The 25,534-nt window shown below is 56.3% G+C and carries 22 protein-coding genes and 1 pseudogene; 12 read left to right on the top strand and 11 right to left on the bottom strand.

All coding sequences use genetic code 11. The features are described 5' to 3' along the window. Positions 1-61: 61 nt before the first annotated feature. Positions 62-1,150, top strand: coding sequence for a cellulase family glycosylhydrolase (locus tag ACOTYH_RS13700; RefSeq protein WP_023295856.1), 1,089 nt, complete (start codon positions 62-64; stop codon positions 1,148-1,150). 45 nt (positions 1,151-1,195) lie between these two features. After that, complete coding sequence (locus tag ACOTYH_RS13695; RefSeq protein ID WP_421637782.1) at positions 1,196-2,590, top strand: MFS transporter; 1,395 nt, start codon at positions 1,196-1,198, stop codon at positions 2,588-2,590. Between the two features lie 39 nt (positions 2,591-2,629). Here ACOTYH_RS13695 and ACOTYH_RS13690 read toward each other — a convergent pair whose 3' ends face one another. From ACOTYH_RS13690 to ACOTYH_RS13675, 4 genes are read right to left on the bottom strand one after another with little or no spacing between them, the layout of a single operon-like run. Continuing rightward, the gene (locus ACOTYH_RS13690) at positions 2,630-3,451 is read right to left on the bottom strand and encodes an alpha/beta fold hydrolase (RefSeq protein WP_047637761.1); all 822 of its coding nucleotides are present in this window, start codon (positions 3,449-3,451) and stop codon (positions 2,630-2,632) included. A 30-nt stretch (positions 3,452-3,481) separates the two neighbouring features. Next, complete coding sequence (locus ACOTYH_RS13685) at positions 3,482-5,101, bottom strand: MFS transporter (RefSeq protein WP_023303025.1); 1,620 nt, start codon at positions 5,099-5,101, stop codon at positions 3,482-3,484. Beyond that, on the bottom strand, positions 5,098-5,505 hold the full coding sequence (locus ACOTYH_RS13680; RefSeq protein ID WP_017383877.1) for a DoxX family protein: 408 nt from the start codon (positions 5,503-5,505) through the stop codon (positions 5,098-5,100). The genes ACOTYH_RS13685 and ACOTYH_RS13680 overlap by 4 nt, the downstream gene beginning before the upstream one ends. After that, positions 5,505-7,376: an amidohydrolase gene (locus ACOTYH_RS13675; RefSeq protein WP_421637781.1), complete on the bottom strand. Its 1,872-nt coding sequence runs from the start codon at positions 7,374-7,376 to the stop codon at positions 5,505-5,507. The genes ACOTYH_RS13680 and ACOTYH_RS13675 overlap by 1 nt, the downstream gene beginning before the upstream one ends. A gap of 220 nt (positions 7,377-7,596) precedes the next feature. On the opposite strand from ACOTYH_RS13675, the gene ACOTYH_RS13670 reads away from it, so the two are divergent. The 5 genes from ACOTYH_RS13670 (at position 7,597) to ACOTYH_RS13650 (ending at position 14,822) form a co-directional block, all read left to right on the top strand. Then, positions 7,597-8,283, top strand: a complete 687-nt coding sequence (locus ACOTYH_RS13670; protein ID WP_003863053.1) for a hydrolase — start codon at positions 7,597-7,599, stop codon at positions 8,281-8,283. Positions 8,284-8,344: 61 nt separating this feature from the next. Beyond that, positions 8,345-8,566 (top strand): DUF1427 family protein, encoded by a 222-nt coding sequence (locus ACOTYH_RS13665; RefSeq protein ID WP_022646923.1) that lies wholly within the window; start codon positions 8,345-8,347, stop codon positions 8,564-8,566. Then, the gene (locus tag ACOTYH_RS13660; RefSeq protein ID WP_421637780.1) at positions 8,563-8,823 is read left to right on the top strand and encodes a XapX domain-containing protein; all 261 of its coding nucleotides are present in this window, start codon (positions 8,563-8,565) and stop codon (positions 8,821-8,823) included. Before ACOTYH_RS13665 ends, ACOTYH_RS13660 begins: the two co-directional genes overlap by 4 nt. Positions 8,824-8,846: 23 nt before the next feature. Further along, on the top strand, positions 8,847-9,227 hold the full coding sequence (locus ACOTYH_RS13655) for a response regulator transcription factor (protein ID WP_017383874.1): 381 nt from the start codon (positions 8,847-8,849) through the stop codon (positions 9,225-9,227). Between the two features lie 9 nt (positions 9,228-9,236). After that, complete coding sequence (locus ACOTYH_RS13650) at positions 9,237-14,822, top strand: trifunctional serine/threonine-protein kinase/ATP-binding protein/sensor histidine kinase (protein WP_421637779.1); 5,586 nt, start codon at positions 9,237-9,239, stop codon at positions 14,820-14,822. 3 nt (positions 14,823-14,825) lie between these two features. Here ACOTYH_RS13650 and ACOTYH_RS13645 read toward each other — a convergent pair whose 3' ends face one another. Together ACOTYH_RS13645 and ACOTYH_RS13640 are read right to left on the bottom strand one after the other, a co-directional pair. Further along, a complete protein-coding gene (locus ACOTYH_RS13645) occupies positions 14,826-15,443 on the bottom strand; it encodes a response regulator transcription factor (RefSeq protein ID WP_017383872.1) in 618 nt (205 codons plus the stop codon). Between the two features lie 179 nt (positions 15,444-15,622). Then, on the bottom strand, positions 15,623-16,009 hold the full coding sequence (locus ACOTYH_RS13640) for a VOC family protein (protein WP_017383871.1): 387 nt from the start codon (positions 16,007-16,009) through the stop codon (positions 15,623-15,625). Between the two features lie 85 nt (positions 16,010-16,094). Here ACOTYH_RS13640 and ACOTYH_RS13635 point away from each other — a divergent pair. After that, positions 16,095-16,700, top strand: a pseudogene (locus ACOTYH_RS13635) (ATP-dependent Clp protease proteolytic subunit); the annotation flags it as partial. A gap of 78 nt (positions 16,701-16,778) precedes the next feature. Here the strand turns inward: ACOTYH_RS13635 and ACOTYH_RS13630 are convergent. The 4 genes from ACOTYH_RS13630 to ACOTYH_RS13615 are packed head-to-tail and all read right to left on the bottom strand — an operon-like array spanning position 16,779 to position 21,525. Next, positions 16,779-17,492, bottom strand: a complete 714-nt coding sequence (locus ACOTYH_RS13630; protein WP_077580355.1) for an HAD family hydrolase — start codon at positions 17,490-17,492, stop codon at positions 16,779-16,781. After that, complete coding sequence (hypF, locus tag ACOTYH_RS13625) at positions 17,485-19,863, bottom strand: carbamoyltransferase HypF (RefSeq protein WP_337277336.1); 2,379 nt, start codon at positions 19,861-19,863, stop codon at positions 17,485-17,487. Before hypF ends, ACOTYH_RS13630 begins: the two co-directional genes overlap by 8 nt. Further along, positions 19,835-20,872 carry a hydrogenase expression/formation protein HypE gene (hypE, locus tag ACOTYH_RS13620; RefSeq protein ID WP_058688020.1) on the bottom strand — a complete coding sequence of 346 codons (1,038 nt, stop codon included), beginning with the start codon at positions 20,870-20,872 and terminating at the stop codon, positions 19,835-19,837. Before hypE ends, hypF begins: the two co-directional genes overlap by 29 nt. Then, entirely contained in the window at positions 20,869-21,525 is a 657-nt protein-coding gene (locus ACOTYH_RS13615) for a cysteine hydrolase (protein ID WP_223230152.1), read from the bottom strand. Before ACOTYH_RS13615 ends, hypE begins: the two co-directional genes overlap by 4 nt. 80 nt (positions 21,526-21,605) lie before the next feature. Here ACOTYH_RS13615 and ACOTYH_RS13610 point away from each other — a divergent pair, with 80 nt between their 5' ends. Together ACOTYH_RS13610 and ACOTYH_RS13605 are read left to right on the top strand one after the other, a co-directional pair. Next, the gene (locus ACOTYH_RS13610; protein ID WP_128772000.1) at positions 21,606-22,517 is read left to right on the top strand and encodes a LysR family transcriptional regulator; all 912 of its coding nucleotides are present in this window, start codon (positions 21,606-21,608) and stop codon (positions 22,515-22,517) included. Positions 22,518-22,604: 87 nt separating this feature from the next. Further along, the gene (locus ACOTYH_RS13605; RefSeq protein ID WP_015572567.1) at positions 22,605-23,726 is read left to right on the top strand and encodes a cupin domain-containing protein; all 1,122 of its coding nucleotides are present in this window, start codon (positions 22,605-22,607) and stop codon (positions 23,724-23,726) included. A gap of 38 nt (positions 23,727-23,764) precedes the next feature. Here the strand turns inward: ACOTYH_RS13605 and ACOTYH_RS13600 are convergent, their stop codons facing one another. Further along, positions 23,765-23,950: a hypothetical protein gene (locus tag ACOTYH_RS13600; protein ID WP_023295865.1), complete on the bottom strand. Its 186-nt coding sequence runs from the start codon at positions 23,948-23,950 to the stop codon at positions 23,765-23,767. 219 nt (positions 23,951-24,169) lie between these two features. Between ACOTYH_RS13600 and ACOTYH_RS13595 the strand changes: the two genes are divergently transcribed. Both ACOTYH_RS13595 and ACOTYH_RS13590 read left to right on the top strand, forming a co-directional pair. Further along, entirely contained in the window at positions 24,170-24,403 is a 234-nt protein-coding gene (locus tag ACOTYH_RS13595; protein ID WP_003863067.1) for a DUF2171 domain-containing protein, read from the top strand. Positions 24,404-24,538: 135 nt separating this feature from the next. After that, complete coding sequence (locus ACOTYH_RS13590; RefSeq protein WP_017694577.1) at positions 24,539-25,495, top strand: helix-turn-helix domain-containing protein; 957 nt, start codon at positions 24,539-24,541, stop codon at positions 25,493-25,495. Positions 25,496-25,534 lie beyond the last annotated feature (39 nt).

Here is a 25,534-nt window from a genome sequence, read left to right as displayed (position 1 = left end):
TTGCGCATTTATTCTGCGACTAATATTTATTAGCTAAATATTATCAGTAAGAGGATGCGTAATGAAAGAGCAATGGAGCAGGGAGCAGGCACAGGCGTGGTATCAGCAGAAAGGCTGGCTGTGCGGGTTTAACTATCTGCCGTCGACGGCGGTGAACTGGACCGATATCTGGCAGGAAGAGACCTTCGATGCCGACACCATCGACCGCGAGCTGGGCTGGGCGGCGGACGCGGGCTATAACACCCTGCGCATCAACCTGCCGTTCATCGTCTGGGAGCACGACCGCGACGGGCTGATGGCGCGCATCGACCGCTTTTTGACGATTGCCGACGGTCATGGGTTCAGCACCATGCTGACCCTGATGGACGACTGCGGGTTCTCCGGCGACGAGCCGTACCTCGGCCCGCAAAAGCCGCCCGTACCGGGCAAGCACAACAGCCAGGCGGCAGCGAGCCCGGGACGCGATAAGGTGTGCGATCGCGACTGCTGGCCACAGATTGAGCGCTATATCCGCGACGTTGTGCGCCAGTTTCGCGAGGATAAGCGCGTATTGCTCTGGGATCTGTATAACGAGCCGGGCAACCGCGGCATTTTCGCGACCGGCACGGAGGAGGTGTTGTACGACGAGAAGCTGGAGACCTGCGCGCACGAGTTGATGAAGCAGGCGTTCCGCTGGGTGCGTGAGGAAGACCCGACCCAGCCGCTCACCATCTGCGCGTGGCGTCTGCCGGCGGAAGAAGAGGGCGAGACGTTTTACCAGCACCCGCTGGACCAGACCGCGCTGGCGCTGTCAGATGTGGTGAGCTACCACGCCTATACCAATACCGGGCGCATGACGGCGATTATCCAGCAGCTTCAGGCGCTGGGCCGCCCAATCTTCTGCACCGAATGGCTGGCGCGTCACGTGGGCGGCACCATCGAAGAGCAGCTCCCGCTGATGTACATGGCGAAGGTCGCGCCGTATCAGTGGGGGCTGGTGCGCGGTAAAACCCAGACCTGGCTGCCGTGGCCGGTAGTGATGAAGGAGTCCACGGACTACTGCCGCCTGTGGTTCCACGACGTGTTTGAGGAGAACGGTATCCCGTTCTCACGCGCTGAAATCGCGCTGATGAAGAAGCTGCGCAAAATCGCCCCGAATCCGCAGGGCTAATAATAATGACCCGGCGCGCTGTCGCCGGGCAACCAGGTACGCACTATGGCAATGACAATGAAAATACCGTCTCGCGAGTTGTGGTCTTACTTTGGCTATGGTTTAGGTCAGTGTTTTAGCTTTGGTTTAGTGGGTTCGTTTATTAACTATTTTTACACCGACGTGCTGGGGATCTCGGCGCTGGCGGCAAGTACCATCTTCCTGATTGCCCGTGCGTGGGATGCGGTTCACGATCCGCTGTTTGCCAGCATTATGGACACCATCAACAGCCGGTTCGGAAAGTTTCGCCACTTTTTACTGATCGCCCCGCTGCTGATCACCGGGGTCACCCTGCTCGCGTTCTATAAAATCGAAGCGGATATGACCACCAAAATCCTCTACGCCGGGGTGACGTATATCCTGTGGGGGACGCTGTACGCCATCTCCGATATCCCGTTCTGGTCGATGTCATCGGTGATGACCAACGACTCCGGCCAGCGCACCCGCGCGGTGACGGCGGCGATGCTCGGAGTGAATGCCGGGATCGCCTGCGCTAACATCTTCTTCCCGAAGCTGGCGGCGTTCTTTGCCCAGTACAGCAACGATAAAGGCTACTTTATGGCGGCGCTGGTGATGATGCTGGTGGGCCTGCCGATGATGCTCAACGGCTTTATGCAGATCAAAGAGCGCGTGCCGCCGAGCCCGGAAAAGGTGACGATGCGCGACACCTTCCACAACCTGCGCCAGAACAAGCCGCTGTTTATTGTCCTGCTGTCGTTCTTTTTCTGCGTGTTCCATAACGTGGCGGGCGGTCTCTATATCTACTTCTTTATCAACAATATGGGCGACGGCAGCCTGCAAATGGCAATTGGCGTGATGGGGATAGTGGCGGCGGTGCTGTGCCTGGTCGCCCCGCTGCTGACCCGCCGGATGCAGAAGCGGAAGCTGTTTATGATCCTCTGCGGGCTGGACGTGGCGGTGCGCGTGGTGATGTGGTTCACGGGCTATCAGCACACGGCGTTGCTGTTTATCCTGCTCGGCCTGAGCACGCTGTTCGTGATGATGGCCAACATCCTCACCTCGTCGATGATTGCTGACACCATCGAGTACGCGGAATACCACACCCACAAGCGCTGCGCGGCGATCACCTTCTCCGGGCAGACCTTTACCGGCAAGATGTCGGTGGCGGTGGGCGGCGGGCTCATCGGCGTGTTTCTGACGATGATCGACTATGTGCCGCAGGCGCAGTCACAGAGCGACAGCGTACTGGCGGGACTGTTCTTCGGGATTTGTTTGTTACCGGCGATAGGCTCGCTGATCCGAATGGGGTTTATGTCGCGCTTTACCTTTACCGAAGAGAAGCATGCGGAGATTTGTCGGCTGCTGGCGGAGCGGAATGCGTCTGCGAAAGCGCCGGGTAGCGGCTGCGCCTTACCCGGCCTACAGGACCAGCCCTTGTAGGCCTGATAAGCGAAGCGCCATCAGGCTTCGCGTAATGACTTACAGCGACTGCACAAACGCCAGCAGATCTTCGTTGAGCTGGTCCTGGTGGGTCAGCGCGAAGCCGTGCGGCGCGTTGTCGTACACTTTCAGCGTGGCGTTTTTGATCATCTCTGCCGCCAGCTTGCCGGTCGTTTCAAACGGCACGATCTGGTCGTTGCTGCCGTGGATCACCAGCGTCGGCACGTCGATTTTCGCCATATCCGGGCGGAAGTCGGTTTCGGCGAAGGCGGTTACGCAGTCGATGGTGCCCTTCAGGGACGCCAGCAGGGCGATGTTCAGCGTCTGCGTCAGGGCACCGGCAGAAACGGTCTGCCCGGCGTTGGTGCCGTAGAATGGGGTAGCGAAATCGCTGATGAACTGAGCGCGATCTTTACGCAGTCCGTCGCGAATCCCGCTGAACACGCTCTGATCGACCCCTTCCGGGTAGCTTTCGGATTTGCCGAAAATGGGCGTTACCGCGCCCAGCAGGGCAAGACCGGCCACGCGTTCGCTGCCGTAGTTGTTGATGTAGCGCGTCACGTCGCCGCCGCCCATGGAGAAGCCCACCAGCGTCACGTCGCGCAGATCCAGCGTGGTGATCAGGTCGTTAATGTCGGATGCAAAGGTATCGTAGTCATAGCCGTTCCACGGCTGATCTGAACGTCCAAACCCGCGACGGTCAAAGGCGATGGTGCGGTAGCCGCGCTCGGCCAGGTGGTTCAGCTGGCTGTCCCACATATCCCCATCCAGCGGCCAGCCGTGGCTGAAAAGAACCGGTTTGCCCGCGCCGCAGTCTTTGTAATAAATCTGCGTACCATCTTTTGCCTTAAACGTTGCCATAGTGTGTTCCTCTACAGGTGATTGTTATGTTCAGACCGGCGCGACCAGATAACGAATTGCCGGTGATGTTGTGCCCTGATGAAAAGCCAGAACGCGGCTCTGCAACAGGAGGTCATTCATGGTGTGGCGCTCCTGCTGGCGCAGATGCTCGATCCAGGAACCCATCAGGAAGGTCTCGATAAACAGACCCGGACGTTCAATATCTTCGTACACCGCCCAGCTCATCGCCCCGGCGCGGCGGCGCACCCGGCGTAGCTCGTGCACGGCCTGCAAAAACGCTTTCGCGTTCTGCGGGTCGATGATGTACTCATGCGAGACCAGCACCGGGCCACGCTCGTTCGGGAGTTCAATCTCCACCCCGTCCAGCGGCTGCCCGCTCAGGTCGAGATTTAAATCCGGATCTTTCTCCAGCTTCCAGCGGAACACCGTCATGCTCGCCAGCACCATCCCAAGCGTGGCGACAACCAGCGAAGCCGGAGTGCCGAACTGCGAGGCGATCTGGCCCCAGACGGCGCTGCCTGCGGTCATCGAACCGAAAAAGACCGTCAGATACACCGCCAGCGCCCGGGCTTTTACCCAGCGTGCGGCGCTGCGCTGCGCGCCAAGGTTGAGGGTGGAGAGCACCGCAATCCACGCGAAGCCGGTAAAGAACTCAAACAAGTTTAGCAGCCAAAAGTGACGTACAAATGCCAGCGCCAGCATGGTGATCGCAAACGTCAGGCTGGCGGCCACCATCAGCCGATCGGCGTTCAGCCGCTGGCGCAGACGCGGCAGCAGGATGGCCCCGGCAATGGCGCCAAGGCCGATACACGCCAGCATCACGCCGTAGCCCGCCGGGCCTAAGCCCAGCTCGCGGCGCGCCACCAGCGGCAGCAATGCCCAGCCCGCGCTGCCGAAAACAAAAAAGGCCACGGTGCGCACCAGCACGTTGCGCAGCACCGGCGCGGCGTGCACGTAGCGAATCCCGGAGCGCACCGCAGAGAAGAAGTGCTCCGGTGGCAAACGCTGCACGGACGGTGCCGGACGCCAGCGCCACAGCACCCACGCCACGCCCATCACGGACAGCGCGTTCAGGGCAAACACCATCCACGGCCCGGCAAGCGACAGCAGAAAACCGCCCAGCGCAGGGCCAATTGCCCGGCTGATATTGACCCCGAGCGAGTTAAGCGCCACGGCGGAACCCAGCTCGGGCTTGCTCACCAGGTCAGGGACAATCGCCTGAAACGGCGGCGAACTCATGGCCGCACCCACGCTCAGCAGAAACGTCGCCGCCAGCAGAACGGTGGGGGTGACGTGTCCGGTAAAAGAGAGCAGCGTCAGCCCGGCGGCGGCAATGAACACCCACAGCTGGGAGAAGAGCAGGTATTTACGTCGATCAACGATGTCCGCCATCACCCCGGACGGCAGGGCGAAAAGGAACATCGGCAGGCTGCTCGCCGCCTGCACCAGCGCGATATCCAGCGGATCGGCGCTGAGCGTCAGCATGCTCCAGTTGATACCGACGTCGCTCATCCATGAGCCGACGTTAGAGACCACCGTGGCGATCCACAGCATGCGGAACACCGGCTGGCTCAGCGGCTGCCAGGGTGAAACCGCGGGGGCGGGCGTCGTCTCGACGTGTGCGTCGCGAACGTCGTTTACCTGGGTCATGCGAACCTCTCCGTTGTTTTACGCTGCACTCGCCACTGGCCCGGACCGGTAAGGGCGAGGGTGGTGAAGATAATCAGCAGCAGCCAGCCAAACTGCCCCTCGGCAATCGACCAGTTCGGGTGGACCGCCAGCATCGCCACCAGCAGCACGGCGATAATCGGCAGGCACGCCAGGCGGGTGTACACGCCCGCAATGATAAACAGCGGGCAGATCACCTCGGCGACGATCGCCGGGATCAGACTGGCATACGGCCCAAAACCAAACGGATCTTCGATGCGCGTCAGCTCTTCGCTGAAGTGCAGCACCTTCGGCAGGCCGTGCACATAAAGCAGCAGCAGACTGCCGGTCAGGCGCAGAAAGAACAGCCCCGGATCGATCCGGGGCGAAGCGTCATTTTGTTTCATCAGAATGCAAAGCAGCTGCAACCCAGCGCACCCCAGAAAGCGTTATCGTCGGATACCGGCATCTCTGACGTGCGGGCAAAGTCATGCTGGTGGTTGTGAACCCCGCACGGGCCGCTACAGTGGTGAGCCACACTCATACCCACGCGTGCGGCCTGCGGCGGCGCGCTGCGGTAGTGGCCCGGCACCTTCACCACCGGGGACCACTCGGGCAGGACCGGAATGGCGGGCGGCGCGAGTGGGCCAAAAGCGCCTGCGGCATAGACGATATCGCCGTTCACTACGGTGAGGACGGACTCGATGCCCTTGATCTCCTCCTCCGGCACGCGGAAGTAATCTTTGCTGAGCACCGCCAGATCCGCGAGCTGGCCCGCTTTGATCTGCCCTTTCTGGTTCTGTTCGCTGGAGAACCACGCGCTGCCCTGGGTCCAGAGCATCAGGGCGGTATCGCGATCCAGACGGGCGCTGTGATCGTACATCTGCATCCCGCCAACGGTGCGGCCGGAGACCAGCCAGTAGAGCGCGGTCCATGGGTTATAGCTCGCCACGCGGGTGGCGTCCGTTCCCAGGCCCACCGGCACGCCGGTCTCGAGCATTTTCGCCACCGGCGGCGTGTGGCGGGTGGCTTCGATGCCGTAGCGCTCGGCAAAGTACTCGCCCTGGAAGGCCATGCGGTGCTGGACGGCAATGCCGCCGCCGAGTGCTTTGATGCGGTCAATGTTGGCCTGCGACACGGTTTCGGCGTGGTCGAAGAACCAGTGCAGCCCGTTGAACGGAATGTCACGGTTCACCTTCTCGAACACGTCCAGCATGCGGCTGATGGATTCGTTGTAAGTGGCGTGCAGGCGGAACGGCCAGCGGTGCTCCACCAGATGGCGCACTACGCGCTCCAGCTCGTCCTCCATGCCCGGTGCGAGATCCGGGCGCGGCTCGAGGAAGTCTTCAAAATCGGCGGCGGAGAAGACCAGCATCTCGCCTGCGCCGTTGTGGCGGAAGAAATCGCTGCCCTGGCCCGGCGTAAGCATATCGGTCCATTTTTCAAAGTCTTCCAGCTCGTGGCCCGGACGCTGGGTAAACAGGTTGTAGGCGATGCGGATGGTCATCTGCTTTTTCTCGTGCAGCTCGGCAATCACCTCGTAATCTTCCGGGTAGTTCTGGAAGCCGCCGCCCGCGTCGATGGCGCTGGTCAGCCCCAGACGGTTCAGCTCGCGCATGAACTGGCGCGTGGAGTTAATCTGCTGCTCCAGCGGCAGCTTCGGCCCTTTCGCCAGCGTGGCGTACAAAATCATGGCGTTCGGACGGGCGATAAGCATTCCGGTCGGGTTGCCGTTGGCGTCGCGCTGGATCTCCCCGCCCGGCGGGTTTGGCGTGTCTTTGGTGTAGCCGACCACCTTCAGCGCGGCGCGGTTGAGCAGGGCGCGGTCGTACAGGTGGAGGATAAACACCGGGGTGTCAGGCGCGGCGTCGTTAATTTCGTCGAGGGTCGGCATGCGGCGCTCGGCGAACTGGAACTCGCTCCAGCCGCCCACCACGCGCACCCACTGGGGCGACGGCGTGCGCAGGGCCTGCTCTTTTAGCATCCGCAGGGCGTCGGCCAGGGACGGCACGCCTTCCCAGCGCAGCTCGAGGTTGTAGTTCAGGCCGCCGCGGATCAGGTGCAGGTGCGAGTCGTTCAGGCCGGGGATGGCGGTGTGGCCATTTAAGTCGACCACCTTAGTGCCGTCGCAGTGGTGTTGCATCACCTCGGCGACGGTACCCACTTCCAGAAATTTTCCGTCACGCACGGCAACGGCTTCCGCGACAGGATTCTCGCGATCGACGGTGTGAAACTGGCCGTTAACCAGAATGAGATCGGCTTTACCGAGGGTAACCATAATAGCTCCAGACTCAGAGGGGAATGGTCAGGATTATGGGAACCGGTTTCGGCAAAGATCCAGTTATACAATAGGATAGGTATACCAAAGTATAACTATACCTAAGGTTAACTATACGAAGAGATAATTACACCACAGCGCTGTGGGTCATAGGATGAACGCGATTTTATCGGCGTGCTGTTCGCGGCGATTTTAACCTTTAACCTCACTGGATAATCTTATGACCACTTCTAAGCTCGAAGTCTTAACCCCTGCCAACTGTCAGATCATCTTCATCGATCACCAGCCACAGATGGCGTTCGGCGTGCAGTCTATTGACCGCCAGGTGCTGAAAAACAACACCGTGGCGCTGGCGAAAGCGGCTAAGGTGTTCAACATCCCAACCATCATCACCACCGTTGAGACCGAAAGCTTCTCCGGCAATACCTATCCGGAGCTGCTGGACGTGTTCCCGGGCCAGGATATCCTGGAGCGTACCTCCATGAACTCCTGGGACGACCAGAAGGTGCGCGACGCGCTGAAGGCCAACGGCAAGAAGAAGGTGGTTGTCGCTGGCCTGTGGACCGAAGTGTGCAATAACAGCTTTGCCCTGTGCGCGATGCTGGAAGGCGACTACGAAATTTATATGGTGGCAGACGCCTCCGGCGGCACCTCCAAAGAAGCCCACGACTTCGCGATGCAGCGCATGATCCAGGCGGGCGTGATCCCGGTGACCTGGCAGCAGGTGATGCTGGAGTGGCAGCGTGACTGGGCGCGCAAAGAGACCTACACCGCGGTGATGGATATCGTGCGCGAGCACTCCGGTGCCTACGGAATGGGTGTGGATTACGCCTACACCATGGTGCACAAAGCGCCGTCTCGTCAGAAGAGCGAGCACCGCACCTTAGCGCCGGTTCCGGCACGCTAAGTCCCGCTGGCGGGCTGGTCCCTCATCCGGCTCGCCGCTGCCTTTTTCTCTGGAGTTCACAATGAGTACAGGGTTGATATCCCTCGCGGCAGGCGTGTTGATTGGCCTGATGTATGCCGTGCTGAAGGTGCGTTCCCCCGCGCCGCCCGCGCTGGCGCTGATTGGCCTGCTGGGGATGCTGGCGGGGGAACAGGCGATGCGTCATCTTTTATCCCGCGATAATCCCGCGGGCGTGCAGGTGACGGTTCCCCACGTTCAGCACCTGACCGGAGCGTCATCATGAAGGCCTGGATTATTTCGCTGGTGTGCGGGGTCGCGGCTGGGGTACTTTACGCACTGCTCGACGTGCATTCCCCGGCGCCGCCGGTCGTCGCGCTGCTTGGCCTGTTCGGCATGCTGGTGAGTGAACAGCTGATCCCCATCGGACGGCGTCTGGTGAGCCGCGAACCGTTGACCCTGGCCTGGTTTCGTCATGAATGCGTACCGAAGATCAGCGGTACCGCGCCCCCAGCGCCCGCGAAGGAAAGCCGCGACGCGTAACGATTTGTTTGAGGAAAGACAGCATGACGCTGCCGTGGCGCATTGCCATCATTGATGACGAACGCTCTGTTCGCAGCGGGCTCAGTAACCTGCTGCAATCGGAAGGGTATGCTACCGATACCTTCGATTCGGCAGAGGTGTTTTTGAGCCACCCTCTCGCCCTGTCCGGCGCGTCGCTGGTGATCACCGACATCAAGCTACGCGGCATGAACGGCATCGAGCTGTTTGAGAAGCTGCGGTTGCTGGCCACGCCGCCACCGCCAATACTGTTTATCTCCGGTCATGCTGATGAAAATATGCAGCGGTATGCACTCAGTCTGGGCGCCGCTGCATTTTTGCGTAAGCCGATTAACATCGATATTCTGCTGGATCATATTCAGCGGGAGCTGGCCCGCCGACAATAAGGATCGCGGATGAACGAACATACGTCGCCTGCATTTTGGCCCGCCCGGGGAGGTCTCCATGAAGGGCGGGCTTTTGTTCTGAAAGAGGATGTCATTTTTACCGTGCTGGCGCAGGAGGGCGGCATCTCCTGGATGAACGGGCGACATCCCCAGTCCGGCGGTTCGTTTATTATTGCCACCGCGGTCAGCGATGAAGAAGAGGAGCGGGCCACCCGGCTGCTGAAAAACGAGTTTGCCCTGCGCGATCGGCTTCATGACGGCTGGGCTATCCGGCCCGTCGCTTCAACCCAGTACCGCGGACGTTTTGCGCTGGTCTACGCGCCGTTCTGCTTTGAACTGCTGGCGTGCCGGGCAGGTAAGGCGATTTCCGGGATCGCCCGCTTTATCGAAATGGCGATCCGCATCTGCGGTCCCCTGCGCCAGATGCATCTGCACAACCTGATCCACGGCGATATCAAACCCGGGGCGTTCTTCGTTCATCACGACGCCACCTGCCGTCTTTGCAGCTTCGGTCTTTCCTGCGGCACCTCCGACGCGTTCTCCCAGTCCCGGCTTGCCGCGTCTGGCGGCACGCCCGCCTACATGTCACCGGAACACACCACGCGTACCCGGCGCGCCGTCGACAGCCGGAGCGATCTCTACAGTCTGGGTATCGTGCTTTATGAACTTCTGACCGGGCGATTGCCGTTTGAACTGAGCGCTGATGACCAGACCAACTGGGCGCATTACCACATTGCCTCTGAGCCGCTTGCGCCGGGGCGGGTGCGCCCGGACGTACCCGGCATGCTGTCGACCATTATCCTTAAGCTGCTGGAGAAGAATCCGGAGAATCGCTATCAGACCGTCGACGGGCTGATTGCCGACCTCAGGCGCTGCCAGGCGACGCTGACCGCCGAAGGTGAGATCGTCGACTTTATTCCCGGCCAGCAGGATCGCTCTCCGGCGATCCATCTTGCCGATTCGCTTTTCTCTGCGCATCCGCAGGCCAGCGACGTCATCGCCGCGTTTGAGCGGGTCAGCCAGAGCGGTGCGCCGGAACTGGTGACTATTGGGGGGCCTTCGGGGATCGGCAAATCTTCCGTGATCGCCACCACGCTGAAATCGCTGCAACAGCGCAAGGTGCTGCTGGCGGTGGGCAAGGTCGATCAATATTCTCCCACGCTGCCCTACGGCGTGCTGAGTTCGGCGTTTCGGACGCTCACGCTGCACCTGCTCGGGCTGCCAGCCGGGGAGGTAGCGACGTGGAAAATCCGCCTGTCGCGCGCGCTGGAAGGCTTCGAGGAGCTGGCCGTTAGCCTGGTGCCGGAGCTGAATTTACTCCTTGAGAACAAACCGCGTTTCTCTGCGGATACCTTTTCCATCGACGCGCGGGCGCGCTTCAGCCATATGGTGCTGGCGCTGGTGAAAACCTTCGCCACCCAGGGCGCGCCGCTGGTGCTGCTGCTGGATAATGTGCAGTGGATCGACGCCGCCAGCCTGCAAACGCTCGATCACCTGCTGCGCGCCTGCGGCGCCATCCCGCTGCTGGTGGTGGTGGCGCACCGCGATCTCAGTTCGCTTTCTGAGCCCACCTTGCAGACCGCGCTGGCGAGCCTGCCGGAGGCGGCGCAGCACGCCACGACGATCGTGCCGCAGCCGCTGTCGGTGAAGGCCGTGGCGCGCTGGCTCGGGGGGATTTTTCATGCCCGCAGTACCGGTACCGCCGATCTTGCCACGCTGATCCATGAAAAAACTGGCGGCAACCCGCTGTTCGTGCAGGAATTTTTCCGCCGCATCGTCGATGACGGACTGGTGGTGCACAACAAATATCAGGGGAAATGGCATTACGATCTCCAGGCCATCCGCGCCCGGCACTACACCGAGAACGTGGTGACGCTGGTGCTTGAACAGCTCAAGGAGATGCCCGACGAGACGCGCCGCCTGCTGGGCAGCATCGCCTGCCTCGGCTGCACGGGCGAGCTGGAGATGCTGTGCCGCGTGGTGGGGCGGTCGGCGGCGGAAATCCGCTACGCGCTTCATCCGGCGGTGACCGCTCAGCTGATTGTGCTGACGGAGAAAGAGTACGCTTTTACCCACGATCGGGTGCAGGAAGCCGCCTTTGCCCTGCTGGATGAGGGCGAGAAAAGCCATCTGCACCTGACCACCGCCAGCCTGCTGGCGGATGCCGCGCGGCAGACGGCGGGCAACGAACTGCTGTTCCGCGCGGTTCACCACGTCAGCGCCGCGCTGGACTGCATCCAGCCTGCACCCCAGCGGCAGCGATTCCGGGAACTGAGCCTTCAGGCCGCGCGGCGTGCGAAGCGTACCGGCGATTACCTTTCCGCCTTAAGCTATATCCAGACCGCCAGAGCGCTGGGGAATGCGGGCCCGGTCTCGGACTTTATGCTGGATATCGAAGAGGCGGGCTGTGAGTTTGCGCTCGGACACCTGGAGCGCACGCGTGCGCTGTGCGATGCGATCCTCGGTTCACCGGGCGGGCTGACGGAGAAAGCGCTGGCCGCCAACCTGCTGGCGGAAGTTTATATGCGCCAGTCGGAGATCCGCCTGGCGCTGGAGGCGTCGTTATGCTGGCTGGGCGTGTTCGGGATCCAGATCAGCCGCTACCCGGAAAATGCCGAATGTGACGAGGCCTGGCAGCAGTTCTGTCAACGCACCGCCGACGCGCCGCAGAACCCGTTTTCTCAGCTTAAGCTGATGGAGAACGCAGAGACCGAAGCGGTGATGAACCTGCTTTACAGCGCCAGTATTTTCGCCAGCTTTACCTGCCCGCGCCTGCACTTTTTACTCCTGTGCCGAATGATGCACCTCACGCTCGATCACGGCATAACCGGTGCTTCCACCACGGCGATGGCCTGGTTTGGCGTGCTGATTGGCCACCGCTACGCCGAATACCGTCTCGGGTTTGAGTACGGCACGCTGGCTCGTGAGCTGGTGAACCGCCACGGCTATGATGCCTATGAAGCCAAAACTCTGCTGCCGCTCGACCAGCTCAGCGTCTGGACCCAGCCGCTGTCGTACACTATCGAGTGCGCCAAGGCCTGCTTTACCTCAGCGGTGACCCACGGCGACATGACGATGGCCTGCTTCGCGGCCTGTCATCAGATCATTAACTTCCTCTCCCGGGGCGATCATCTGGATGGCGTGCTGACCAGCATCGATCGCGGTCTGGCCTTTGTGCGCAAAACGGATTACCAGGACATTGAAACCGTTCTGCACATTCAGCGCCGCTACGTGGAGTTTTTACGCACGCCGGTGACGGGCCCATGGAGCGCCGCCCAGGCGCTGCCTGACGATCTGCTGCCCGCGCCGCCGGAGCAGGCGCCCGAGCAGACCTCGACTATGCTCTTCTGGTACTGGCTCTATCGCGGGATGGCGCACTTTTCCTGCGGCGAATACGCCGACGCACAGGCGGATTTAGAAATGACGGGCTGGTATGCGTGGTCCGCGCCGGGTCATATTCATCTGCTGGATTACCATTTTTACAGCGCGCTGGCGCTCTCCCGCCAGCTCACGCCGGAAACCTTTTCGGCGGATTATCGCCGCAGTATTCATCACCATTACGACAAAATTGCCCTCTGGGCGCGGATCAATCCGGGCACATTTGCCGATAAAGAGGCGCTGATTTATGCCGAAATCGTCCGTCTGGACGGCATGAACAGCATCGCGCTGGAGCAGTATGAAAAAGCGGTGCGACTCTCGCGGGAGGGCGGGTTTAACCCGATCAATGCCCTGGCGCACGAGCTGGCCGGGCGTTTCTCGCTGGCCTGCGGCTACCCGACCGCCTCCGACGCCCATTTCCGCGGCGCGATTGCCGCCTGGGGGCGCGTCGGGGCGCAGGCCAAGGTGCGCCAGCTGGAGCAGGATTTCCCCCATCTGCTGGCCTCCGGGCAGAGCCGCGCGTATGACACGGCGGCGTTTGCCCAGAACGAGGTGATCCGCGATTTGCAGAGCGTCATCAAAGCCTCACGCGCCTTATCCGAAGAGATCAACCTTGAACGTTTAATCGAAAACCTGATGACGCTGCTGCTTGAACGGGCCGGGGCGCAGCGTGGCCTGCTGCTGCGCGTCAGCGATAATCACATCCCGGAGATTGAAGCCAGCGCCTGGACCAGTACCGACGGCGTGCGGGTACGCATCCTGAAAGCGTCACCGATGGCGACGGACATGCCGCTGTCGGTGCTGGCCGCGGTGATCCGCACCGGGCAGGAGATCCGCACCGGCAAACTGGAGGAGTTCCACCCGTTCAGCCAGGATCCGTATCTGGTGACGTCCGGCGCCGCCGTGATGTGCGTGCCGATGTTCAAACAGGCGCGGCTGGTGGGGATTCTGTATCTGGAAAACCGCCTGATGCCGGAGGTGTTTACCGCCGAACATTCGCGCGTGGTCAGCCTGCTGGGCGCGCAGGCGGCGGTTTCGCTGGAGACGGCGCGGCTCTACGCCGAGCTGCTGGCGGAAAACATCCAGCGCCGACGGGTGGAGAAAGAGCTGCGCGCCAGCCAGACCTCACTGATGCTGGGCGAGCAGATCAGCCATACCGGCAGCTGGCGCTGGGAACTGGTGCAGGATCTGATGTTTATGTCCGAAGAGTACGCCCGTATCCTTGGCCTGCCGGAACAGCAAAAGATGATCTCAATGGCGGAGTTTTTGACCTTCGTGCATGAGGATGATTATGGCCGGATCAGCACCCTCGTTAATCAGAGCGTGCGTGACGGGCTGTCGATGCGCGCGGAGTTTCGCATCATCCGCACCGACGGCTCCGTTCGTTACCTCCTCGGGATTGGCGATCCGGTGGGGGTGGGCAGCGAGGTGAATGAGTATTACGGCATCATTACCGACATCACCAGCCAGCGGGCGGCGGAGGATGCGATGCGGGTGGCGCAGGCGGATCTGGCGCGGGTCTCACGAGCCACTACCGTCGGGCAACTGACCTCCTCGATCGCGCACGAGATCAACCAGCCGCTGATGTCGATTGTCTCGAACGCCGGCGCGAGCCTGCGCTGGCTCAACCGCGATCCGGCGCGGCTGGAAAAAGTGCGCGAGGGGCTGGAGGAGATCGCCGCCGAGGGCGAGCGGGCAGGGGAGATCATCCGCAGCATTCAGTCTCTGACGCGCAAACAGGACCCCACGTTTACGCGAATCGATCTGCACTTCCTGATCCACCACATCATTATGCTTTCCCGCAGCGAACTTGAGCTGCGACACATAAGCGTTGATTATCTTCTGAACGCTGACGACAGCTTTATCATCGGCGACAGCGTGCAGATCCAGCAGGTGCTGCTTAACCTGGTGATGAATGCGATGGAAGCGATGGCGGAAGTGACGGATCGCCCGTGCAGCATCACGATCGCCACCGCGAACTGCGCCGAGGGGAAGGTGATCTTTGAGATCGCCGATACCGGCAGCGGCATTGAGCCGGAGCTCACCGAGCGGATCTTTGACTCGTTCTATTCGACCAAAGCGCAGGGAATGGGGATGGGGCTGACCATCAGCGCCAGCATCATTGAACGGCACCGGGGGAAACTGAGCGCGCGCCGCAGAGAGCCGTACGGCACGGTGTTTACCTTCGCGTTGCCGCTTGCCGGACAGGAGATGTAACGGTTATTCCGCTGGCTGATGTTTGGTCAGGCGCTCGACGGCCCTGACCAGTTCAGCCACGGAGCGGACCTGCATTTTCTCCATCACCCGGCGGCGGTGCACTTTCACCGTAATCTCACTGACGCCCAGCTCGGCGGCGATCTGCTTGTTGAGCTTGCCGCTGACGGCCAGCTCAAGCACCTCATGCTCGCGCGGCGTGAGGGACAGATGGCGCTGTTTCAGGGCGTAGTGCTCTTTGACGCGGGCGGCGTTGTGCTGTGCCAGCCTGAGCGCGGATTCGATGGAGCCGATGAGCGCGCTGGATTCAACGGGCTTAGTGAGAAATTCGTAGGCCCCGCCTTTGATCGCCCGGACGGACATAGGGATGGTGCCGTGGCCGGTGAGAAAGATGATCGGTATTTCCCGCCCGCTGTCTTTCAGCGCATCTGCGACATCAAACCCGGTTATCGTGGGCATTTGCATATCGAGGATCACGCAGGAGGGCAGATCCTCAAAGGGATGGCTGAGAAAGGCCTCTGCTGAGGAAAAGCCAAGGGCATGTATATCCGCAGATTCCAGCAGCCTGACAACGGACTGCCTGACTGTGTCATCGTCATCAACCACATAAACAATGTGTTCCATTCACCGCCCCGGTGTTGATTTAAATGTCGAGGATGTAAACAGTCACTATGGCTACGTAAGAGACTGTTTATGCTGACTTTCATCTTAACACATTAAATATCATTATCATTTAGCAATATGATAACCATATGAAGTATAGCGAGCTTGAGCGGAGGCGATGAAGGAACGAAACGCTGTTTTTATGCACCGACAAGCTCAATACGGTTGCCGTCCGGGTCCGCAATCACCGCTTCATAGAAACCGTCCCCGGTCATACGCGGGGCGCTGAGCAGGGAGCCGCTTGCCTGCGCCTGCGCTGCCATACTGTCCACCTGCGCTTTGCTGCCGACGTTGATGGCGATATGCGCCCAGCCGACAAATTCCGGGTGCGAAGGTGCACTGGGCAGGCCCGGCAGCGTCATCAGCTCGATGGTCGGCCCGTCATCCAGGGTAATAAAGTGAGATTTAAACCCCGGACGATTTTTGCTGACGTAGCGGTCATTACTGCGGCCGCCAAACACCGTTTCCCAGAACTGAACCTGCGCGTCCAGGCTGCGGGTCCAGAGTGCGACATGTGCAATATTCATAAGATCCCTCGTTATTTGTCTGTGAGGACTTTCACCGGTAAAACAGGCTACACTCTGGTTTTGAGCGCGACAAGCTGAGGAAACAACAATGCACTACACACTGAAAGAAAGCGACAAGGAAAAAGCGGAAGGAACAAACGGCGCGGGCGCTCTACAGCAAAAACTGCTGGAATCCCGTTCGATTGTCATCTCCGGAGAGATTAACCAGGAGCTGGCCCAGAAGGTCATCACTCAGATGATCCTGCTGCAAAGCGTCAGCAACGATCCGATCAAGCTGTACATCAACAGTCAGGGCGGCCACGTAGAAGCGGGCGACACCATCCACGACTTCATTAAGTTTATCCGTCCGGAAGTGCATGTGATCGGCACCGGCTGGGTGGCGAGCGCCGGGATCACCATCTTCCTGGCGGCGAAAAAAGAGCACCGCTACGCTCTGCCGAATACCCGCTTTATGATCCACCAGCCGCTGGGCGGCGTGCGCGGTCAGGCAACGGATATCGAAATCGAAGCGCGCGAGATCATCCGCATGCTGGAGCGCGTGAACAAGCTGATTGCTGACGCCACCGGCCAGCCGCTGGAGAAAGTGAAGAAAGACACCGACCGTAACTTCTGGATGTCACCGGCGGAAGCGCTGGACTACGGCATCGTGGGTAAACTGATTACCCATTATGACGAGCTGAACCTGGATTAAGTTTTTTATCCATCTATAAGCCTGAAAGTTCTTGCTCCCTGTTAAGGGGAGCAAGAACAATCCAAAGAAAGCATGTAGCTACTCGTCAGACTCAATAAATCTTTCTGCAACTAATACGTGCCCTGGGCATAATGAAATTGCGACGTTGCTATCCAGACGAGTTAATACCTCGACTCCTGTGAAATCAGGGATAACGCACCTGGCTCCATTAGCAATCAGTTCAATCCCACCTATTCCAACGCAACAGGTGCCAGCGCTCACTGCAGAAGTCACTCCACTCCTTGAATCTTCAAAAACAATGATTTTCTCGGGTGGCGTTGAGAGTCGTTCTGCTGCAAGTAGATAGGGTTCTGGAAAGGGTTTACCTTTTTTGACATCATCACGCTCAACGATAACCGAAATACAGTGTTGCACTCCTAGCATGGCCGTTACACGATCAATTTTCTCTCTCCATCCGCTAGTCACTATGCCAACGCGGATTCCTACTGAATCAAGGGAAGTAATTAGCGCAGCAACGCCCGGTATAGGATCATATTCGGCTGTATTCTCAACATAAATAATGTGTGCCTGAATTTTTCTCTGCGCTTCAACAGGCAGGTCACTAAAAAGTGCCTGGATAGTATGAGGTCCCGGCTGTCCGTGTATGTGCTTGATAATGTCGTCTTGCGAAATTGTCTTGCCAAATGTTTCCGCAGCTTCTCGCCAGCCTCTTTCAATGACTGAGTTGGAGTCAATAAGCACGCCATCCATGTCAAATAATACGGCTGAAAAATGATTTACGTATTCACGCATGCTCGATCTCCCTGACATCAATATGTTTTGCCTGTAATTGCCCCCTCGCTACAACAATTTGTCCTGGTGATATACCGCCATCGTTGGTGGGGACGCTATGGTGGAAATAAGGCTTCAGGCCAGCGGCATGTAAACCTTCCACAGTATTAAGCAGGATAAATTCATTCAAAAATACACCACCGCTTAATACGACCTGTCTTGTTGCGCATACTTTTGATAAACGTATACATACTGAGATGATCATATCCACAATTGTTGAATGAAAACGCCTGCTCAATAGGGGGAGATTAGGCGCCGTCGTAGTAAGCTCAGACACTAATTCCCTTATCATTGGACGATAATCCACTTCCAGGTGACCATTTTTTTCCTGGACACAATATGAAAAAGGTTGTGACATGTAGAGATCGCGATTCAGTAAGGCTTCAAGCTCAATAGCCGCTTGTGCTTCATATTCGACATACGAGCAAATACCTATTAACGCTGATATGCCGTCAAATAACCTGCCCATACTACTGGTTTTGGGGGAGTTGAAATGCCTTGCAGCCATTTTAGCGTACACGCTAAGCTGCTGAGCCGGCAGCGCATTAAGCGCAGGAAGATTAACGCCCTCTAAATGTTCTCCGTATAGTGCTGTTAGCAACGATATGGCAACCCTGACAGGCTCTTTAACAGCCTTGTCTCCGCCCGGAAGAGAGAAGGCACGAAGGTGTGCAGCCCTTTCAAAGCTTTTTTCATCACCGGTAAGAAATTCTCCACCCCATATGGTGCCGTCTGTTCCATACCCCGTACCATCGAAAATAACGCCGATAGTTTTACCAGAAAGCCCATTTTCTGCCATGCATGACACCATGTGTGCGTGGTGATGCTGTACCTGAACAACGTGTAGCTTTGATTGCTTTAGTGCATTACGTGTAGAGCGAAAAGAAGGATGCAGATCGCAGGCTATTGCATCAGCGCTTGCGCCAAGCAATGTTTGCAGATGGTTTACACATTCGATATGGGAATTGAACGTTTGGTCATTTTTTAAGTCGCCAATGTGTTGACTGATAAAAACCTCTTTACCCTTAGCGATACTCACGGTGGTCTTTAGTTCAGCACCTAGCGCAATAGCCTTACCTGCATCAAACGGCAGATGAACAGGATAAGGAGCATACCCGCGCGAGCGTCGAATGAAAGAAAGGTGACTATGTCTTCCCTCTGGTAGCGACATAACACGAACGACAGAGTCATCAACGCGCGTATGTATGTCACGATTGTTGAGAATAAAATAATCAGCAATGTCACCTAATTGTTCAATTGCGCTAACATTATCACAAACAATAGGGTAGCCAGAGCGATTCCCGCTCGTCATCACCAGCGCTGGCATTTTCGGATCGCTCAGTAATAGATATTGAAGGGGAGTTGAGGGCAGCATTACTCCAATACTGGGATTATGTGGTGCAACAGAGTTTGCGAGCATATTGTGTCGCTTTCGTAGCAATACGATTGGTCGCTGTGAACTTTCAAGAACTTCTTGCTCCTGCACATTTACATAAGCAATACGTGATGCACTATCACTGTTTAAGAGCATCACCGCGAAAGGTTTTGAGTCTCTGCGTTTACGTTTTCTTAATTCCTGAACAGCCTTATCGTTACTTGCATCGGTGACGAGATGAAATCCACCTAAGCTTTTCACGGCAACAATGGCTCCTTCCTGTAACCGTGCGAGGGCGAAATCGATAATATCATCGGTAACGATTGTTGTGCCGTCGCGTTGGGTTAATTGCAATTGTGGACCACATTCGGGACAGGCATTTGGTTGGGCATGATAGCGACGATCTTCAATATCATCATATTCATGCTGACATGCGCTACACATCGAAAAGGCACGCATTGTGGTCTTTTCTCGATCATAAGGCATCCCTTTAATGATGCTATAACGTGGTCCACAGTTCGTACAATTTATAAAGGCGTATTTATAGCGCCTATTATCTGGTGTGTTCATTTCTTCCAGACAGTCACTACAAACATTCGAATCTGGAGGAATAATAGTATTCATACTGCTAAGAAGATGACTTTCTCGAATAGTGAACTTGTTATACAGCAGATCGCTTTTTTCTCTTTGCACTTCCTGCACACTGATAATTTTGGCCATAGGAGGAGGGCTTAATATCAGTTCGTCAAGGAAACGGGTAATATTGTCTTGTGTTGCTTGTATTTCAATTAATACGCCTTCTGAATCATTAAGAACCCAGCCTGTAGCATCAAATAACTGTGCCAGGCGATGCACAAAGGGCCTGAATCCGACCCCCTGGACGATGCCACATACGCGATAACGCCGTATTAAAATGTCATCGAATTGATTAACAGAGTCGTGGGAGTTCAGCACCATAAAGTTCCTCAATTGTTGACAGTGTTCCATCTGGCTCAAGCATGGTAACTTTTGGCTCAATGGTTGGAAGAACTTCACCGACAATAGCCGCATTTTGGCCGAGCGGATGGGTCCTTAAAAGGGCAAGCGCCTCATCTGCGCTATCTGGCTCAACGAACAGGCAAAGACAACCTTCGTTAGCAAGGTTTATTACATCCACTCCTAACATATTGGCAGCCATTGCTGCTTCAGGCTGTATCGGCAAGGATTGCTTCTCGCAACGAATCTCATTTCCGGAAGCTCGGGCATGCTCGTGGAGAACGGCAGATAAGCCGCCACGCGTAACGTCCCTCATGGACGCTATTTTCCCAGCAGGAAGATTATTGAGCAGGGATCGAATCATATGGTTGAGAGGTGCGCAATCGCTCAGAATATTTCTTTCAAATCCCAGACCTTCTCTGATAGATAAAAGGTGAATAGAGTGGTTTCCAATGTACCCGCTGAGAATGATTTTTTGTCCTGGACGTACATTTTTGATTGAAACCGACGGATTTTCGAAGACACCAATGCCTGCGGTATTAATAAACAACTGATCGGCTTCACCTTTATCTACAACTTTTGTATCCCCTGCTACAATTTTAATATCGGCCGCTTTCGCTGTTTCACGCACTGATTCAATAATCTTGATCAGGTCTGACATTAACATCCCAGCTTCAATGATCAGACTGAGCGTCAGATAAAGCGGTTTTGCTCCGCTCACAGCGAGATCGTTGACGGTACCACATACCGCAATTTTTCCTATGTCGCCATTGCCGTAGATGATCGGTGTTACGACAAATGAGTCCGTAGTAAATGCGAGCTTTCGGGAAGGAAGTTCCAGCAGTGCGCTGTCTTCCATTGTTCCAAGGTAGGTATCTCCCAGAATATGCGCGATCAACTCAACCAATTCACGACTTAAGCGAGCGCCAGTACCATGATCCAGCACGACGGTCTCTGTTGTTTTACCTTGAATTTCTAATACGTTGCTCATGATCCTCTCCTTTCACTACGTTCCGGAAGATCGCCATGTTTTTCTAATAAAGAAAGAATCTCAATGGAGGACGCTACGGTAGCGCAATAACTTGAAAGCCATTCCAGAGCACGGGCTGTATCTTCTGAAGAAGGGGCAAATACACAGTCTTCCGGGACCCAAACGTTGTATCCGCGAAAAAATGCATCTGCAGCCGTTGTCTGTACGCAAACATGGGTTTGCAAACCCGTAACGATGACCGTTTTGATTCCGAGTTCCTGTAGCGTCTCATCAAGGTTATTGTTGAAGAAACCACTATCTCGACCTTTTACAACGATAAGATCTGATGAATGGCATATACTACTGATAATTTGATTTTCAGGTCTTCCGGCTAGAGCGGGAATGCCCGCAGCGCGATTTTTATAGCGCCGTTGAACAGCGGGATCGCTGGGGTCATTTATGAGTTGCAGATGAATGACCGTTTGATTTTTTTTTCTCACACCATCTAAAAAGGCATTGAAAGCTGTCAACTTTTGCGCGAGTTCTGCTTCAGAATGCGTAATTTTATAAGTGAACTCATACTGCAGATCGTTAGTTAGTACAGCAACATTTGGCATTTTTATATATTCCTTTATATTCATATAGTGAATTACATAAATCTTACTGCCAGACACGGTTTCTTCTTTGGCTGGTATTTTCTATAATGTGTTTATGACGTGTTCTTGTAAAATTCCATTTTTTCAGGGTTTGATAAATGAAAGGAATCGATATCAAGTTGTTACGGGCGTTTGTAACACTTGCAGAGCAGGGGAGTTATCATCGCGCTTCGCGGCTGTTGTTTTTGACGCAACCCGCGTTATCAAAGCAGATAAAAATGTTAGAGACGCTTATTGGCGGTCCTCTTTTCACTCGCGGTCGATATGGCGCAATATTAACTGAGCACGGCTGCCAGCTTTTTTTGAAGGCAAATGAGTTACTGAAGATTCATGCTGATTTTTTGAATTATGCCGAAAAAATATTTAAAGATAGCCATGAAAAACTTATGCTTGGTTTTGGGATTTCAACTTTTCATACAGTACCTTTATGGATAAATACCTTCCGGAATAAATTTTCGGCGTGTGAGGTAAATATAAGCAATCTCCCCTCAGGAGTGCAGCGTAAAATGCTACTTGAAGGAACACTTGATATCGGATTCTTCCGGATGCCGGCTGGCAATGAGTTAACCTCTAGGGTGCTGTACAAAGAAAAGTTGATACTGGCTATACCATCAACTCATAAAAACGATATTACACATATCCGTGATGTGCTATCTCAGTATCCTTTATTACAATTAACTCCTGCTGTTGGTCCATGTCTTGCAGAACAAACTAATCAGTTTCTCCTTACCAACCAATTACATGCTGACCCTGTCTCGGTGACAGATGATATGCCAACTCTGATGGCATTGATCGCGGGAGGAAATGGAGTCGCTTTTTTGCCTGAAAGCGTAAGGCATTTTTCACCAGAAGGAGTAAGGCTTATTGCACCTGACCTGGAATCACTGTACTGGGAAATTTGTGTGGCGTGGGATCCTAAAATAATACGTCCATATCGGGATGAATTTTTACGTATTGTTGAAGCGCATACGGGAAAAGATTTGATGCGATCTCATCATTCCGTCCGCTGAAGAGTCTTCGACATTGACCCATGACAATGCAGTTTGATGCGCTCTCTTCCATAATCGCGCCTGTCTCCCCTCTCACTGGTGCTACCCATGGCGTATCAACTGAACCTGAACTGGCCGGAGTTTCTTGAAAAATACTGGCAAAAACAACCCGTTGTGCTGAAAAATGCCTTCCCGAATTTTGTCGACCCCATTACCCCTGATGAACTGGCGGGTCTGGCGATGGAGCCGGAAGTTGATAGCCGCCTGGTAAGCCATGCTAACGGCAAGTGGCAGGCGAGCAATGGCCCGTTTGAGCATTTCGATAACCTCGGTGAAACCGGCTGGTCCCTGCTGGCGCAGGCGGTGAACCACTGGCATATGCCCGCAGCAGAGCTGGTGCGTCCGTTCCGCGTCCTGCCGGACTGGCGTCTTGATGACCTGATGATCTCCTTCTCCGTCCCGGGTGGCGGCGTTGGGCCGCATATCGATCAGTACGATGTGTTTATTATCCAGGGGATGGGCAGCCGCCGCTGGCGCGTGGGGGACAAGCTGCCGATGCGTCAGTTCTGTCCGCATCCGGCCCTGCTGCATGTCGATCCGTTTGAGCCGATCATCGACGAAGATCTGGCCCCGGGCGATATCCTCTACATTCCGCCTGGATTCCCGCATGACGGCTTCACCCATGAAACCGCGCTCAACTACTCTGTCGGTTTCCGCGGGCCGAACGGTCGCGATCTGATCAGCAGCTTTGCCGACTACGCGCTGGAGAACGATCTGGGCGGCGAACATTACAGCGATCCGGATCTGACCTGCCGCGAACACCCTGGCCGCGTGGAGCAGTACGAGCTCGATCGCATTCGCCAGATGATGATCGACATGATTAGCAAGCCAGATGATTTTACGAAATGGTTTGGCAGCTTCGTCTCCACGCCGCGTCACGAGCTGGATATTGCCGCCGCCGAGCCGCCGTATTCCGCAGAAGAGGTGCTCGACGCGCTGCAAGGGGGCGAAACGCTCTCCCGCCTGAGCGGGCTGCGCGTGCTGAACATCAACGGCAGCGTCTTTATCAACAGCGAACAGCTGGAAACGGCGGATGTGAACGGGGCGGACGCGCTGTGCCGCTTCACCGAGCTCGGCCAGGCTGAGCTGGGCGATGCGCTGAATAATCCGGCGTTTGTGGAAGAGCTGACCGGTTTGATTAACCAGGGCTACTGGTTCTTCGACGAGTAACAGCAGGCGGCGTTTAGTCAGGCTAAACGCCGCCAGGTTCAGACCAGCATATTACAGGCCTTCCAGTAGTTAAGAAGCCGCTCATCGTCGCGCTCTTTCTCCGCTTTGATTTTCATCGCCTGGGCGAGATTTTCTCGCGATACTTCATGGCCTTTTTGCACGATGTCTAAAACCGCTTCACCAAGAGCCAGTGAAATTTCTGCCCGATTATTGCGAATCGTCATAAATACCTCCTCGTTGGTTGCGATAATCTAATTATGAACGGGAAATAATCAGTCGGTAATAATTCATCTCATTCTTATTTTTTCATTTCGGCGTTAAGTAGACTTAATATTCGGTTCTGTCAATGATGTTTCAAAATGCTAATAAGACGTTTAAGCCTGAATTTATGCGCTACAGTTAATTTCGTGCAACAGGCAAATAACCGAAACAGGAGAATAATTATGGTAGATAAAAGCGCAATTAAGGATCACACTCAGGTTGTCGCCAGCTGCGGAACGCACGTCGGGGTTGTGGACCATCTTGATGGTGAGCGTATCAAGCTTGCGAAGAGCGATCCGGAATCGGGCGGCAAGCACCACTTTATTCCTCTCGGCTGGGTTGATAAGGTCGAAGATAATAAAGTTGTCCTGACCAAAAACCATAAAGAGGTTTTTGCTGAGTGGCAGGAAGCATAAATATATTTCTCGCAAGGAAATATATGCCTTCGCTCCGGCTTCGTCCGGAGCGTAATAGTGTCTGCGCCCGGTGATTGCTGCCATTACAAATGGATGGTACTGTTTTGCCTGTCCTTTCCCCGATGCAGGCCCCAAATGATGCTCCAGAGTGAAAATAGATCAGCGAAACGCATATTTTTTGTTGAAGATTTTCAGGTATTCGGCGAGCGCTACGGCATCGACTACCGTTTCCCCCAGTTAAAAGAGGCGCAGGTCAGCGGTAGCCCCGTGTTGCAGGGGAATGTTGAAGAGATGATGCTCTCGTCCGGCATTTCGCTGACCCACTCCGACGTACGTGTATTACAGCCCTATGAAACCACCTCTCGCCACAGCAGCCCGCTCTATATGCTGGTGGTGCTGGAAGGGTGCGTGACGCTCACGCTCAATGGTATCAATTATCCCGTCCGCCCGGGCATGGCGTTCAGCTCACGTCTGAGTGAAGATCAGGTGATGAGCGCGCGTCACGATGCCGACAGCACGCTGAAAACGCTCTCGTTTGGCGTCTACCCGCACGATGCCGGACGTGAAGCCCTGCTTGAGTCATTGCTTCTGGAATGGCAAAGCCTGAATGCACCCGCGTTTGTCTGGCAGGTTCCCGAGTTTGTGATGTCAGGTATTCTGCATGCGCAGCGGCAGGGGGGAAGCGTGCTCTCACGCAAGCTGTTGCTGGAGGGGCTGATGTATCAGCTGCTCGGCCATGGCCTCAACCAGCGCCAGCAGCCTTGCCCGCGGCGGCCTGAGCATGCGCGTCTTGAACGCGTGCGGAGCCTGCTGGAACAGTCTCCTGAACGGGATCATACTCTCGCGCAGCTGGCAGCCCTTGCCGCAATGAGCCCAAGCAGCCTGCGCAGCAAGTTCCGTCAGCGCTACGGCTGCACGCTTTTCGATTACCTTCGCGACTGTCGCCTTGCGCTGGCGCGCCGCTATCTGCTGGAAGGCCACAGCGTGCAGCAGGCGGCTTGGATGTGCGGGTATCAGCATGCCACCAACTTCGCCACCGCGTTTCGTCGTCATTACGGGATTTCACCGGGGGACGTGCGCAAACTCCGCTAACGTAATTTCTCCTGTCGCGCGAATGCATTCCGTGTGGTT

This window comes from Enterobacter cloacae complex sp. SHL001, assembly GCF_049236825.1.
GTDB classification, from domain to species: Bacteria; Pseudomonadota; Gammaproteobacteria; order Enterobacterales; family Enterobacteriaceae; genus Enterobacter; species Enterobacter hormaechei_C.
The sequence above is the reverse complement of the archived record's forward strand: the minus strand, read 5'-3'. Positions and strand labels throughout refer to the sequence as shown.

Excerpts from the sequence above, each read along its gene's own strand:
- ACOTYH_RS13700 (WP_023295856.1), top strand. The coding sequence starts at position 62 with ATGAAAGAGCAATGGAGCAGGGAGCAGGCACAGGCGTGGTATCAGCAG.
- ACOTYH_RS13695 (WP_421637782.1), top strand. The coding sequence starts at position 1,196 with ATGGCAATGACAATGAAAATACCGTCTCGCGAGTTGTGGTCTTACTTT.
- ACOTYH_RS13690 (WP_047637761.1), bottom strand. The coding sequence starts at position 3,451 with ATGGCAACGTTTAAGGCAAAAGATGGTACGCAGATTTATTACAAAGAC.
- ACOTYH_RS13685 (WP_023303025.1), bottom strand. The coding sequence starts at position 5,101 with ATGACCCAGGTAAACGACGTTCGCGACGCACACGTCGAGACGACGCCC.
- ACOTYH_RS13680 (WP_017383877.1), bottom strand. The coding sequence starts at position 5,505 with ATGAAACAAAATGACGCTTCGCCCCGGATCGATCCGGGGCTGTTCTTT.
- ACOTYH_RS13675 (WP_421637781.1), bottom strand. The coding sequence starts at position 7,376 with ATGGTTACCCTCGGTAAAGCCGATCTCATTCTGGTTAACGGCCAGTTT.
- ACOTYH_RS13670 (WP_003863053.1), top strand. The coding sequence starts at position 7,597 with ATGACCACTTCTAAGCTCGAAGTCTTAACCCCTGCCAACTGTCAGATC.
- ACOTYH_RS13665 (WP_022646923.1), top strand. The coding sequence starts at position 8,345 with ATGAGTACAGGGTTGATATCCCTCGCGGCAGGCGTGTTGATTGGCCTG.
- ACOTYH_RS13660 (WP_421637780.1), top strand. The coding sequence starts at position 8,563 with ATGAAGGCCTGGATTATTTCGCTGGTGTGCGGGGTCGCGGCTGGGGTA.
- ACOTYH_RS13655 (WP_017383874.1), top strand. The coding sequence starts at position 8,847 with ATGACGCTGCCGTGGCGCATTGCCATCATTGATGACGAACGCTCTGTT.
- ACOTYH_RS13650 (WP_421637779.1), top strand. The coding sequence starts at position 9,237 with ATGAACGAACATACGTCGCCTGCATTTTGGCCCGCCCGGGGAGGTCTC.
- ACOTYH_RS13645 (WP_017383872.1), bottom strand. The coding sequence starts at position 15,443 with ATGGAACACATTGTTTATGTGGTTGATGACGATGACACAGTCAGGCAG.
- ACOTYH_RS13640 (WP_017383871.1), bottom strand. The coding sequence starts at position 16,009 with ATGAATATTGCACATGTCGCACTCTGGACCCGCAGCCTGGACGCGCAG.
- ACOTYH_RS13630 (WP_077580355.1), bottom strand. The coding sequence starts at position 17,492 with ATGCGTGAATACGTAAATCATTTTTCAGCCGTATTATTTGACATGGAT.
- hypF (WP_337277336.1), bottom strand. The coding sequence starts at position 19,863 with ATGGTGCTGAACTCCCACGACTCTGTTAATCAATTCGATGACATTTTA.
- hypE (WP_058688020.1), bottom strand. The coding sequence starts at position 20,872 with ATGAGCAACGTATTAGAAATTCAAGGTAAAACAACAGAGACCGTCGTG.
- ACOTYH_RS13610 (WP_128772000.1), top strand. The coding sequence starts at position 21,606 with ATGAAAGGAATCGATATCAAGTTGTTACGGGCGTTTGTAACACTTGCA.
- ACOTYH_RS13605 (WP_015572567.1), top strand. The coding sequence starts at position 22,605 with ATGGCGTATCAACTGAACCTGAACTGGCCGGAGTTTCTTGAAAAATAC.
- ACOTYH_RS13600 (WP_023295865.1), bottom strand. The coding sequence starts at position 23,950 with ATGACGATTCGCAATAATCGGGCAGAAATTTCACTGGCTCTTGGTGAA.
- ACOTYH_RS13595 (WP_003863067.1), top strand. The coding sequence starts at position 24,170 with ATGGTAGATAAAAGCGCAATTAAGGATCACACTCAGGTTGTCGCCAGC.
- ACOTYH_RS13590 (WP_017694577.1), top strand. The coding sequence starts at position 24,539 with ATGATGCTCCAGAGTGAAAATAGATCAGCGAAACGCATATTTTTTGTT.